Genomic DNA, 13,721 nt, shown 5'->3' with positions numbered 1-13,721 from the left:
GGCACGCGCCCGCCGCCCCGCCGACGTCCGGCCCGCGACGCCCCGGCGCGCTGCCCGGCGAGGTCCCGCGCGCTCTGGCAGGATCGCGACCGTGGCCGACCTCACACCGCCGTCCGAGTCCCTCGTGCGCCTCGCGCGGGCGCACGGGGTCGCCCCCGAGTTCGAGGCGTTCTCCGGCGGGACCCAGCAGGTCACCGCCGGGACGCTCGTCGCCGTGCTCGCCGCCCTCGGCGTCGACGCCTCGTCCCCCGAGCGGGTCGAGGTCGCCCTGCGGCACGCGCAGGACGCCCCGTGGCGCCGGGTGCTTCCGCCCGTCGTCGTCGTACGGCAGTCCCAGGAGGTGCAGGTCCCCGTGCACGTCACCCACGGGGACGAGGTCCGCGCGTGGGTCGAGGTCGACGGCGCGGAGGGCCGGGGCCGCCGGGCCGCGGACGCGTCGCCGGAGCGGGTCGAGCTGGAGCAGGCCGACGTGTACGTCGAGCCCCGGACCGTCGACGGGCGCCAGGTCGGCCGGGCCACGTTCGTCGTCCCCGCGGGCCTGCCGCTCGGCTGGCACCTCCTGCGGACCGCCGGCCCGTCCGGCGAGGCGGCGAGCCCGCTGGCCGTGACCCCCGACCGCCTCGAGCTGCCCGCGGCCCTCGAGGACCGCAGCGCGTGGGGGCTCATGGTCCAGCTGTACTCGGTGCGCTCGCGGGCGTCCTGGGGCGCGGGCGACCTGCGCGACCTCGCCGACCTCGCCTGGCTCACCGGCCGCGAGGCCGGCGCGCAGTTCGTGCTGGTCAACCCGCTGCACGCCGCGGAGCCGGTGCCTCCGCTGACCCCGTCGCCGTACCTGCCGACGACCCGCCGGTTCGTGAACCCGCTCTACCTGCGCGTCGAGGACGTGCACGAGACCGCCTACCTGACGTCCGCCGACCGCGCGCTGGTCGAGTGGTCCGCGGAGCAGGCGGTCGCGCTCGACACCGACGACGGCCCGATCGACCGCGACGTGGTGTGGGCCGCGAAGAAGGCGGCGCTGGAGGTCGTGTTCGCCGCACCCCGCAGCGCGGCCCGCCAGTCGGCGTTCGACGACTTCCGCCGCCGGGAGGGTCGCGGGCTCGAGGACTTCGCGCTGTGGTGCGCGCTGGTCGAGCGCGACGGGCCGCCGCCGTGGTCCGCCGACCTGCGCGACCCCGCGGCCCCCGGGGCCCTGCGCGCCCGGACCGAGCTCGCCGACCGGGTGCAGTTCTTCTGCTGGCTGCAGTGGCTGGCGGACGAGCAGCTCGCGACCGCCCAGCGCACCGCCCACGAGGCGGGGATGGCGCTGGGCGTGATGCACGACCTCGCCGTCGGGGTGCACCCCTCGGGCGCCGACGCGTGGGCGCTCGGCGGCGTGCTGGCCCGCGGCGCCTCGGTGGGCGCACCGCCGGACATGTACAACCAGCAGGGGCAGGACTGGTCGCAGCCCCCGTGGCACCCGGCCGAGCTCGAGCGGGTCGCGTACCGCCCGTACCGGGACCTGCTGCGCACCGTCCTGCGGCACGCCGGCGCCGTGCGGATCGACCACATCATCGGCCTGTTCCGGCTGTGGTGGATCCCGACGGGGAGCTCCCCGGCCGACGCCACCTACGTCCGGTACGACCACGAGGCGATGATCGGCATCCTCGCGCTCGAGGCGCACCGCGCGGGGGCCGTCGTCATCGGCGAGGACCTCGGCAACGTCGAGCCGTGGGTGCGGGACTACCTGTCCGAGCGCGGCGTGCTCGGCACGTCGATCCTCTGGTTCGAGAAGGACGCCGACGGCCGCCCCCTGCCGCCCGAGGGCTACCGCCGGCTCGCGCTGGCCTCGGTCACCACGCACGACCTGCCCCCGACGGCCGGGTACCTCGCCGAGGAGCACGTCGCGCTCCGGGAGCGGCTGGGCCTGCTGACGGAGCCGGTCGCCGAGGTGCGCCGCGCCGCGCGCGCGGAGCGGGCCGCGATGCTCGCCGCCCTGCGCGACCTCGGGATGCTGGGCGACGACCCCTCCGAGCGGGAGGTCGTCGAGGCCCTGCACCGGTACGTGCTGCGCACCCCGAGCGTGCTCGTCGGGGTGTCGCTGGCCGACGCGGTGGGGGAGCGGCGCGCGCAGAACCAGCCCGGCACCGACCAGGAGTACCCGAACTGGCGGGTCCCGCTGGCGGACGGCGGCGGTCGGCTCGTGCTCCTCGACGACCTGTTCCGGAACACGCGGTTCCGGTCGCTCGCCGCGGTCCTCGCGGAGCGCTGAGTGGCCGACGCACCCACCTGGCCGCCGCGGCGCGTGCGCGTCGTCGGCAACAGCGGCGCCGGGAAGACCACGTTCGCGCGGGCGCTCGCGCACCGCCTCGGGCTGCCGCACCGCGAGCTCGACGAGGTGTTCTGGGACTCGGGCTGGGTGAAGAAGGACGGCGAGGTCGCCCGCGCGATCCTGCGGGAGTTCCTCGACGGGTCACCGGGCGGCTGGGTGGTCGACGGCAACTGGACGCAGATGCGCGCCGGGCTCGCCGAGGACGTCGACGTGCTGGTGTGGCTCGACTACCCGCGGTGGGTCGTCATGCCCCGGGTGGTCCGCCGGACGCTCACGCGCGGTCTGCTGCGGCGCGAGCTCTGGCACGGCAACCGGGAGGACCTGCGCTCGCTGGCCCGCCGCGACCCGGAGGACAACATCGTGCTCTGGGCGTGGACCCAGCACGACGCCTACCGCGAGCAGTACCGCCGGGAGGCCGCCTCGGGCGAGATCCCGGTGGTCCGGCTGCGGCACCCGCGCGAGGCCCGCCGCTGGCTGGCGGCGCTGCCCCCGGTGCGCCCAGCGTCGTCCGCCGGGTCGCCGAGATAGGCCGTCCGCGCCGAGACAGGCCCGTGGAGGGCGCTGTCTCGGCGCGGAGGCCCTGTCTCGGCGAGGATCCGCCGGGCGGGGCCGGGCGGCTCAGACCTCGTGGTAGTGCCGGTCCGCGGCCTGCGCGGCCAGGGTTCGGCGGACGCCGTCGCGCGCTTCGACGACCAGGCGGCGCAGCGCGGGCGCGGCGTCGGGGTGCGCGGCGAGCCAGGCGTCGGTCGCCCCGGCCACGTCGGCCTCGGCGTCGTCGGCGAGCTCCGTCGGGTACAGGCCGACGATGAGGTTCTGCGCCATCTCGCTGGTCTTCTCGGCCCACACGCGGTCGAGCACCTCGAAGTACGGCGCGACCCACGGCCGCAGCAGCGCGCGGTCGTGCACCCGGCCGAACCCGGTGATCGTCGCCGCCTGCAGGGCGTTCGGCAGCGCGTCCGACTCGACGACCGCGGCCCACGCGGCGGCCTTGGCCTCCGGCGTCGGGATCGCGGCGCGGGCGGCAGCGGCGGCCCGCTGGCCGGTCGCGGTCGGGTCCGCCTCGAGCTGCGCGTCGATCTCCGCGGCCCCGGCCCGGTCGCCGGTGACCAGCGAGGTCAGCAGCTCCCAGCGCAGGTCGGTGTCGATCGACAGACCCTCGAGCCGGGTGCCGCCGTCCACGAGGGCGGCGACCGCGTCCAGCTGCTCCGGCGTGCTCGCCCGGGCCGCGAACGCCTTGACCAGCTGCAGCTGGGTGTCGCTCCCGGCGGGGGCGTCGGTGGCCAGCGTCCAGAGCGTGTCGGCGGCGGCGACCTCCGTGGCCGACCGGTGCTCGGCGGCCACGTACAGGTCGAGCGCGGTGTGCAGCTGGCGCAGCAGCACCAGGACCACCGACGAGTCGGTCTCGTGCGCGATGTTGCCGAGCAGCAGGTCGACGAAGTCGCGCGCCGGGGTCTCGCCGTCGCGGGTGGCGTCCCAGACCGCCGCCCACACCAGGGTGCGGGGCAGCGACTCGCTGAAGTGGCCGAGGTGCGCGACCGCCGTGGCGAGCGAGCGCTCGTCGAGCCGGACCTTCGCGTACGCGAGGTCCTCGTCGTTCAGCAGCAGCAGGTCGGGGCGCGGACGCCCCACCAGCTCGGGGACCTCGGTGCGCTCGCCGTCGACATCGAGCTCGACGCGCAGGGTCCGCTCGAGGCGGGTCTCGCCGGACTCGTCGGCGACGACGTCGTAGCCGCCGACGACCAGGCGGTGCGGGCGCTGCACCGGGTGGGTCTCGGGGACCTCCTGCCGGACGGCGAGCGCCGTGATCCGCTCGACGCCGTCGGCGCCGACCTCGGAGGTGATCTCCGGGCGCAGCAGCGTGACGCCCGACTGCTCCAGCCACAGGCCGGACCACGCGGACAGGTCGCGGCCGCTGGTGGCCTCGAGCTCGGTCAGCAGGTCGCGCAGCTCCGTGTTGCCCCACGCGTGCTTCGCGAAGTACGCCCGGACGCCGGCGAAGAACTGCTCCTGGCCGACCCACGCGACGAGCTTGCTTGAGCACGCTCGCGCCCTTGGCGTAGGTGATGCCGTCGAAGTTGACCTCGACGTCCTCGAGGTCCCGGATGTCCGCCGCGATCGGGTGCGTCGACGGGAGCTGGTCCTGGCGGTACGCCCAGCCCTTCTCGAGCGAGGAGAACGTCGTCCAGGCGGAGGTCCACCGGGTCGCCTCGGCCGTCGCCAGCGTGGACGCGTACTCGGCGAACGACTCGTTCAGCCACAGGTCGTCCCACCAGCGCATCGTCACCAGGTCGCCGAACCACATGTGCGCGAGCTCGTGCAGGATCGTCACCGCACGGCGCTCGACCGTGGCCTCCGGCACCTTGGACCGGAACACGTACGACTCGAGGAACGTCACCGCGCCGGCGTTCTCCATCGCGCCGGCGTTGAACTCGGGCACGAACAGCTGGTCGTACTTCGCGAACGGGTACGCGAAGTCGAACTGCTCCTCGTAGAACGCGAACCCGGCACGGGTGATGTCGAGGATGTTCTCGGTGTCGAGGTGCTGCGCGAGCGAGCCGCGGCAGTACACCCCGAGCGGGATCGTCCGGCCGTCGCTGCTGGTCAGCTCGCCGTGCTCGTGGTGGTACGGCCCGGCGACGACGGCCGTGATGTACGACGAGATCCGGGGCGTGGGCTCGAACGTCCACGTGGCGGTGCCCTCGTCGGCGCCGCCGTTGCGGTTGCTGCCGCCGTCGACCGCGACCGGGTCGCCGACGGCCGGGGAGTTGGACACGACCACCCAGTGCGCCGGGGCCGTGACGGTGAAGCGGAACGTCGACTTCAGGTCGGGCTGCTCGAAGACCGCGAACACGCGCCGGGAGTCGGCGACCTCGAACTGCGAGTACAGGTAGACCTCGTCGTCGACCGGGTCGACGAACCGGTGCAGGCCCTCGCCGGTGTTCATGTAGGCGGCGTCGGCGACGACGACCACCTCGTTGTCCTCGGCGAGCCCGTCCAGGGCGATGCGGGAGTCCGCGAACACCGCCGCCGGGTCGAGGTCGGCGCCGTTCAGGGTGACGCGGTGCACGACCGGGGCGATCAGGTCGAGGAACGTGCTCGCCCCCGCCTCGCGGCTCGTGAAGCGGACCGTCGTGGTCGACGCGAAGGTCGTGGGACCCGTCGTCAGGTTGAGCGCGACGTCGTACGACTGCACGTCCACCAGGGCGGCCCGGGTGCGGGCCTCCTCGCGGGTGAGGTTCTCAGCAGGCACGCGGGTGTCTCCTCGTGAGGTCGGTTCAGCGGCCGGTCGCCGCATCATTCCACCAACCGGCGTCGGTTCCGCACCCGGTCGGGGCGCTCCGGGGCCGCTCCGGGGCTGGTTGGTGGCGGGTCGGTGGCCGTTCGGGGTGACAACGGGCGGGGGTGCCGGGGCATGATGGCGGGCGCGGCGGTCGGTCCCGGCGGTCGCAGCCGCCCGTCCGCCACCGCACCGACCGCCCCGTGAGGAGCCACCTGACGTGACCGACACGCAGCCGCCCACGTCCCGCGACACCGCCGACTTCTGGTTCGACCCCGCCTGCCCGTGGGCGTGGATGACGTCGCGCTGGATGGACGAGGTGCAGCGGGTCCGGGACGTCGAGGTCCGCTGGCACGTGATGAGCCTGTCCGTGCTCAACGAGGGCCGGGACCTCCCCGAGGAGTACCGCGCGCTGATGGACGACTCGTGGGCGGCGGTCCGCGTGCTCACCGCCACGAAGGAGCTGTACGGCGCGGAGCACCTCAAGCCGCTGTACGACGCGCTGGGCAGCCGCCGGCACCCGGGCGGCCGCACGGACACGTGGGCGATCATCCGTGAGTCGCTCGACGAGGTCGGGCTGCCGCAGTCGCTGCGGGCGTACGGGGACACCGACGAGTTCGACGAGCAGCTGCGCGCGTCGCACGCCGAGGCGATCGCCCTGGTCGGCGACGAGGTCGGGACCCCGGTCGTCGCCGTCAACGGCTCCGCGTTCTTCGGCCCCGTGATGACGCCGGCGCCGAAGGGCGAGGACGCCGGCCGACTGTGGGACGGCTTCGTGCTCGTCACCGGCGTCCCCGGGTTCTACGAGCTGAAGCGCACCCGGACCAAGGGCCCCGTCTTCGACTGACCGGTCCGACCCGTCGACCCGCGACCGGGACCCGGGGCACCGCCGCCCCGCCCGGTCCGCACACCCGGAGGAACCAGATGGCAGCGTTCGCCGGCCTCAGCCGTGGCGTGAAGATCTTCCTGGCCGTGGACGTCGTCCTCGTGCTCGCGCTCGTCGTCGCCGCGATCGTGGTGCTCGGCGGCGGCGGCGACGACGACCGGACCGCCGACGACGCCGGTGCCGGACCCGCGCCGGTCGCGTCCGGGGCGAGCACCCCCGGTGGGGGGTCGACGCCGGGCGACGACGCGACCGCGGCGGGGGATGCGCGCTCCTTCGCGTCGCCGAGCGGGAACATCGCGTGCACGATGTCGGCCGACGGCGTCACCTGCACGATCGCGAACAAGCAGTTCGACGTCCCCGCAGCCGAGGGGTGCACCGGCACGACCGGGCACGTGATCGTGCTCAACGAGTCGGACGGCGTCACCACCCCGTGCGTGGACGGGGCGCCCCCGACCGTCGCCTCGGCCGACACCCCGGTGCTCGACTACGGCCGCTCGCAGGACTCGGCCCCTACACGTGCACCAGCGGGACCGACGGCATGTCGTGCGTGGTCGCCGAGACCGGCACCGGGTTCCGCGTGGCGACGGCCGCGCTGACGACTCTGCCGTGAGCCGCGCAGACCGGCCCCGCGTGACCCCGCGAGGCCGGTTTGACGACGGGCAGGTGGACGCGTAGTGTCCTCCGAGTTGCCCGAGAGGGAGGAACGGACACCGCGGATCGAACCCGGTGGCTGGTCCCGCGAGCAGCACACCCCAGCAGGATCGGTCGCCGCCTCGGCGCGCCTCCGCTCGTGCTGGACCAGGCGGGAAGGTTCGCCGGCGAGAATGCTCGCCGACAAAGCGGCCCGGAAAGCCTGGTAGGGTTTCGGAGGTCGGAACGGGAAATAACAGCCCGGAAAGACGGTCTGAAAACTCTGGTAGGGTTTGAGGCGAGCGAGTCGCGGGAAACGGCGGCAAAGCGAGCCAGGAACTCTGGTAGATTGGAAGAGAAGCCTCCGGTCGCGGAGCCCGCAAGGGTGAGTGAGGGATGCGCGTCTGTTCTTTGAGAACTCAACAGTGTGCCTAGTAGTTGATGCCAAGATGGTTCATCGGCTCGGGTGGTCGCCTCGTTCGGGGTGGTTGCGTGAGATCGGTGAGTCTTGGTTGACGTGGGATCGGCCCTGCTCCGTCTGGGTCGGACCACAAAGCCAAATTTAACTGATGCCTTGCTCGCCAGCGAGTGGGGTGTCGTTCGTGTGTCGGTGGACTGCTGCTTTCGGGTGGTGGTTGCCATGTAGACATCTACGGAGAGTTTGATTCTGGCTCAGGACGAACGCTGGCGGCGTGCTTAACACATGCAAGTCGAACGGTGAAGCCCAGCTTGCTGGGTGGATCAGTGGCGAACGGGTGAGTAACACGTGAGTAACCTGCCCCTGACTCTGGGATAAGCCTTGGAAACGAGGTCTAATACCGGATACGAGACGCTCGGGCATCCGAAGTGTCTGGAAAGATTTATCGGTCAGGGATGGACTCGCGGCCTATCAGCTTGTTGGAGGGGTAGTGGCCCACCAAGGCGACGACGGGTAGCCGGCCTGAGAGGGCGACCGGCCACACTGGGACTGAGACACGGCCCAGACTCCTACGGGAGGCAGCAGTGGGGAATATTGCACAATGGGCGCAAGCCTGATGCAGCGACGCCGCGTGAGGGATGAAGGCCTTCGGGTTGTAAACCTCTTTCAGCAGGGAAGAAGCGCAAGTGACGGTACCTGCAGAAGAAGCGCCGGCTAACTACGTGCCAGCAGCCGCGGTAATACGTAGGGCGCAAGCGTTGTCCGGAATTATTGGGCGTAAAGAGCTCGTAGGCGGTTTGTCGCGTCTGCTGTGAAAACTCGAGGCTCAACCTCGGGCTTGCAGTGGGTACGGGCAGACTAGAGTGCGGTAGGGGAGACTGGAATTCCTGGTGTAGCGGTGGAATGCGCAGATATCAGGAGGAACACCGATGGCGAAGGCAGGTCTCTGGGCCGCAACTGACGCTGAGGAGCGAAAGCATGGGGAGCGAACAGGATTAGATACCCTGGTAGTCCATGCCGTAAACGTTGGGCACTAGGTGTGGGGCTCATTCCACGAGTTCCGTGCCGCAGCAAACGCATTAAGTGCCCCGCCTGGGGAGTACGGCCGCAAGGCTAAAACTCAAAGAAATTGACGGGGGCCCGCACAAGCGGCGGAGCATGCGGATTAATTCGATGCAACGCGAAGAACCTTACCAAGGCTTGACATACACCGGAAACTTCCAGAGATGGTTGCCCCGCAAGGTCGGTGTACAGGTGGTGCATGGTTGTCGTCAGCTCGTGTCGTGAGATGTTGGGTTAAGTCCCGCAACGAGCGCAACCCTCGTCCTATGTTGCCAGCGGGTCATGCCGGGGACTCATAGGAGACTGCCGGGGTCAACTCGGAGGAAGGTGGGGATGACGTCAAATCATCATGCCCCTTATGTCTTGGGCTTCACGCATGCTACAATGGCCGGTACAAAGGGCTGCGATACCGCGAGGTGGAGCGAATCCCAAAAAGCCGGTCTCAGTTCGGATTGGGGTCTGCAACTCGACCCCATGAAGTCGGAGTCGCTAGTAATCGCAGATCAGCAACGCTGCGGTGAATACGTTCCCGGGCCTTGTACACACCGCCCGTCAAGTCACGAAAGTCGGTAACACCCGAAGCCGGTGGCCCAACCCTTGTGGGGGGAGCCGTCGAAGGTGGGACTGGCGATTGGGACTAAGTCGTAACAAGGTAGCCGTACCGGAAGGTGCGGCTGGATCACCTCCTTTCTAAGGAGCATCTGATGCTCACCGCTTAGCGTGGTGGGTGCAGAGGCCATGCCTGGACCGAACGCGTCCGGGGTGGTGCTCAAGGGTGGAACATCAACTACGGCGGCTCATGCAGCTGGTGCGCGTCAGTACCTCGTCTCCTTCGGGAGCGGGTGGAACCTCGTGTGCCGGCAGGGTGTGGGTCGCTGAGGCACGCTGTTGGGTCCTGAGGGAACAGCCCGCTTTGGGGGTGTTGCTTCATGACGGGTCCGGTCGGTCGGTCGAACCGCCGCTTGCTGGTGTCTTTCGGGGCGCTGGGGGTGGTAGGCGCTGACGTGAGGTCGGGGATCGTTCGTTGTTTGAGAACTGCACAGTGGACGCGAGCATCTTTTATTGTATGTCTTTGTGGTCAAGTTTTTAAGGGCACAGGGTGGATGCCTTGGCACTAGGAGCCGAAGAAGGACGTTGTAGCCTGCGATAAGCCTCGGGGAGTTGGCAAACGAACCGTGATCCGAGGATGTCCGAATGGGGAAACCCCGCACGAGTCATGTCGTGTGACCCGCACCTGAATATATAGGGTGTGTGGAGGGAACGCCGGGAAGTGAAACATCTCAGTACCGGCAGGAAGAGATATTCCGTGAGTAGTGGCGAGCGAAAGCGGATCAGGCCAAACCGTATGCGTGTCAAGCCGGCAGGCGTTGCGTGTACGGGGTTGTGGGACCTTTCAGATGATTCTGCCGAGTCGTCAGGGAGTCAGAAAGTCGCGTGATAGTCGAAGGGCATTGAAAGGCCCGGCACAGAGGGTGGTACCCCCGTAGACGAAATCATGTGGCCTCCCGAAGGGGATCCCAAGTAGCACGGGGCCCGAGAAATCCCGTGTGAATCTGGCAAGACCACTTGCTAAGCCTAAATACTACCTAGTGACCGATAGCGGACAAGTACCGTGAGGGAAAGGTGAAAAGTACCCCGGGAGGGGAGTGAAATAGTACCTGAAACCGTGTGCCTACAATCCGTCGGAGCCTCCCTAGCAGGGGTGACGGCGTGCCTTTTGAAGAATGAGCCTGCGAGTTAGTGGTACGTGGCGAGGTTAACCCGTGTGGGGAAGCCGTAGCGAAAGCGAGTCCGAATAGGGCGACACAGTCGCGTGCTCTAGACCCGAAGCGAAGTGATCTAGCCATGGGCAGGTTGAAGCGCGGGTAAGACCGCGTGGAGGACCGAACCCACCTGGGTTGAAAACCGGGGGGATGACCTGTGGTTAGGGGTGAAAGGCCAATCAAACTTCGTGATAGCTGGTTCTCCCCGAAATGCATTTAGGTGCAGCGTCACGTGTTTCTTGCCGGAGGTAGAGCTACTGGATAGCCGATGGGCCCCACCAGGTTACTGACGTTAGCCAAACTCCGAATGCCGGTAAGTGAGAGCGTGGCAGTGAGACTGCGGGGGATAAGCTCCGTAGTCGAGAGGGAAACAGCCCAGACCACCAGCTAAGGCCCCTAAGCGTATGCTAAGTGGGAAAGGATGTGGAGTTGCACAGACAACCAGGAGGTTGGCTTAGAAGCAGCCACCCTTGAAAGAGTGCGTAATAGCTCACTGGTCAAGTGATTCCGCGCCGACAATGTAGCGGGGCTCAAGTATACCGCCGAAGCTGTGGCATTCACACTTGCGCTAGGCCTTCGTGGTCCAGGCGTGTGGATGGGTAGGGGAGCGTCGTGTGGCGGGTGAAGCTGCGGGGTAACCCAGTGGTGGACGCTACACGAGTGAGAATGCAGGCATGAGTAGCGAAAGACGGGTGAGAAACCCGTCCGCCGAATGAACAAGGGTTCCAGGGCCAGGCTAATCCGCCCTGGGTAAGTCGGGACCTAAGGCGAGGCCGACAGGCGTAGTCGATGGACAACGGGTTGATATTCCCGTACCGGCGAAGAACCGCCCATACCGAGCCCGGTGATGCTCAGCGCCCGAGTCGTAGCACCGATTCCTTCGGGAGTCACCGCTACGAGGAGCGCGCGACCCGATCCGGTAGTAGGTAAGCGTATTAACAGGAGTGACGCAGGAAGGTAGCCCAGCGTGGCGATGGTTGTCCACGTCCAAGGCCGTAGGGCGAGTGGTAGGCAAATCCGCCACTCATCAAGCCTGAGAACCGATGGTGACAGCGTATGCTGGATGATTGGGTGATCCTATGCTGCCGAGAAAAGCTTCGACGCGAGGTTCTAGCCGCCCGTACCCCAAACCGACTCAGGTGTTCAGGTAGAGAATACTAAGGCGATCGAGAGAATCGTGGTTAAGGAACTCGGCAAAATGCCCCCGTAACTTCGGGAGAAGGGGGGCCTGAAGCGTGTACCGGTTCGCCCGGGAAGCGTGGAGGGCCGCAGAGACCAGGGGGAAGCGACTGTTTACTAAAAACACAGGTCCGTGCGAAGTCGCAAGACGATGTATACGGACTGACGCCTGCCCGGTGCTGGAAGGTTAAGAGGACGGGTCAGCCGCAAGGCGAAGCTAGAATTTAAGCCCCAGTAAACGGCGGTGGTAACTATAACCATCCTAAGGTAGCGAAATTCCTTGTCGGGTAAGTTCCGACCTGCACGAATGGCGTAACGACTTCCCCGCTGTCTCAACCGCGAACTCGGCGAAATTGCACTACGAGTAAAGATGCTCGTTACGCGCAGCAGGACGGAAAGACCCCGGGACCTTTACTATAGCTTGGTATTGGTGTTCGGTGCGGCTTGTGTAGGATAGGTGGGAGACTGTGAAGCCGGCACGCCAGTGTCGGTGGAGTCAACGTTGAAATACCACTCTGGTCGCTCTGGATATCTAACCTCGGTCCGTAATCCGGATCAGGGACAGTGCCTGGTGGGTAGTTTAACTGGGGCGGTTGCCTCCTAAAATGTAACGGAGGCGCTCAAAGGTTCCCTCAGCCTGGTTGGCAATCAGGTGGCGAGTGCAAGTGCACAAGGGAGCTTGACTGTGAGACTGACAGGTCGAGCAGGGACGAAAGTCGGAACTAGTGATCCGGCGGTGGCTTGTGGAAGCGCCGTCGCTCAACGGATAAAAGGTACCCCGGGGATAACAGGCTGATCTTGCCCAAGAGTCCATATCGACGGCATGGTTTGGCACCTCGATGTCGGCTCGTCGCATCCTGGGGCTGGAGTAGGTCCCAAGGGTTGGGCTGTTCGCCCATTAAAGCGGTACGCGAGCTGGGTTTAGAACGTCGTGAGACAGTTCGGTCCCTATCCGCTGCGCGCGCAGGAAACTTGAGAAGGGCTGTCCCTAGTACGAGAGGACCGGGACGGACGAACCTCTGGTGTGCCAGTTGTTCCGCCAGGAGCACGGCTGGTTGGCTACGTTCGGAAGGGATAACCGCTGAAAGCATCTAAGCGGGAAGCCTGCTTCAAGATGAGGTTTCCATGCCCCCTTGAGGGGTGAGAGGCTCCCGGCTAGACCACCGGGTAGATAGGCCGGATGTGGAAGAGGGGACTAACGACCCTCGCAGCTGACCGGTACTAATAAGCCGATAACTTCACCACAACATCATTGTTGCTACGCGTCCACTGTGCGGTTCCCGAACCGCGAGCACCGTCACCACATCCGTGTGGTGACGCCTGTTGCTCAGCTAGTTCGACCGAGTTACGGCGGTCATAGCGAAGGGGAAACGCCCGGTCCCATTCCGAACCCGGAAGCTAAGCCCTTCAGCGCCGATGGTACTGCACTCGCCAGGGTGTGGGAGAGTAGGACGCCGCCGGACACCATTTCGCGAAGAGCCACCCCGCAAGGGGTGGCTCTTCGTGTTTCCCCAGCCATATAGCCCGCGCACCGGCCCTGCACGACCGCCGAGACACCGACGAGAGGTCACGACACGCCGGCCGGCGACGCCGCGCGCCCGCGTGTCGTGACCACTCGCCACGCGATCACACGGCCGCGGGGGTGCGCACGTCAGGGTCGGACGAGACCTGCCGCGCTCACGCACCCATGCGTTCGCCTCACCGGTACACCCGGGCGTCAGTCCTCGCCGAGATGGCAGGGCTCGCCTGCGCGCCGACACCCGGGCAGACGCGCAGGATGCCATCTCGGCGCCCCAGGGTCGTCGGGCTTCGACGAGCGGTCACGACACGCTGGCCCGCGACGCCGCGCACCCGCGTGTCGTGACCACTCGCCACGCGATCACCGGCGCGTGCACATGGCCGGCAGAGCCTGCGCGGTGCCGCTTCCGCCCCACGCACGCCCGCCCTCGCCGAGACGACAGGGCCCGCCTGCACGCCGACACCCGACGACAAGCGGAGACTGCCACCCCGGCGCCTCGGCGCGCGGGCCCTGACGCGCGGGCCGCGACGCGCGGGCCCGACGAGAGGTCACGACACGCTGGCGCGCGACGCCGCGCACCCGCGTGTCGTGACCACTCGCCAGTGCGAGGCGGCGGCGGGGCCCGCAAGGGGGCGCAGCAAGGGCCCGGGACGCTGCGGCGTCCCGGGCCCTTCTGGAG

General features: G+C 68.0%; 4 protein-coding genes, 3 rRNA genes and 1 pseudogene. 7 read left to right on the top strand and 1 reads right to left on the bottom strand.

What is annotated here, in order from left to right; translation table 11 throughout:
* Positions 1-91 precede the first annotated feature (91 nt).
* A complete protein-coding gene (gene malQ, locus AC1VL8_RS17055) occupies positions 92-2,248 on the top strand; it encodes a 4-alpha-glucanotransferase (protein ID WP_483075995.1) in 2,157 nt (718 codons plus the stop codon).
* Positions 2,249-2,836, top strand: coding sequence for a P-loop NTPase family protein (locus tag AC1VL8_RS17050; RefSeq protein ID WP_483075994.1), 588 nt, complete (start codon positions 2,249-2,251; stop codon positions 2,834-2,836). It begins immediately after the preceding gene.
* Between the two features lie 90 nt (positions 2,837-2,926).
* Here the strand turns inward: AC1VL8_RS17050 and pepN are convergent.
* Positions 2,927-5,558 (bottom strand): annotated as a pseudogene (pepN, locus tag AC1VL8_RS17045) (aminopeptidase N).
* A gap of 247 nt (positions 5,559-5,805) precedes the next feature.
* Here pepN and AC1VL8_RS17040 point away from each other — a divergent pair.
* The 5 genes from AC1VL8_RS17040 (at position 5,806) to rrf (ending at position 12,986) form a co-directional block, all read left to right on the top strand.
* Positions 5,806-6,432: a mycothiol-dependent nitroreductase Rv2466c family protein gene (locus AC1VL8_RS17040; RefSeq protein ID WP_389235497.1), complete on the top strand. Its 627-nt coding sequence runs from the start codon at positions 5,806-5,808 to the stop codon at positions 6,430-6,432.
* A 77-nt stretch (positions 6,433-6,509) separates the two neighbouring features.
* A complete protein-coding gene (locus AC1VL8_RS17035) occupies positions 6,510-7,067 on the top strand; it encodes a hypothetical protein (RefSeq protein ID WP_483075993.1) in 558 nt (185 codons plus the stop codon).
* Between the two features lie 683 nt (positions 7,068-7,750).
* Positions 7,751-9,271: ribosomal RNA gene (locus AC1VL8_RS17030) — 16S ribosomal RNA — on the top strand.
* Between the two features lie 386 nt (positions 9,272-9,657).
* Positions 9,658-12,768 (top strand): 23S ribosomal RNA (locus AC1VL8_RS17025).
* A 101-nt stretch (positions 12,769-12,869) separates the two neighbouring features.
* Positions 12,870-12,986: ribosomal RNA gene (rrf, locus tag AC1VL8_RS17020) — 5S ribosomal RNA — on the top strand.
* Together the 16S, 23S and 5S rRNA genes form the textbook arrangement of a ribosomal RNA operon.
* The last annotated feature ends 735 nt before the right edge of the window (positions 12,987-13,721 follow it).

The organism is Cellulomonas sp. KU4C, from assembly GCF_056868065.1.
This window is presented reverse-complemented; position numbering and strand designations above follow the sequence as displayed.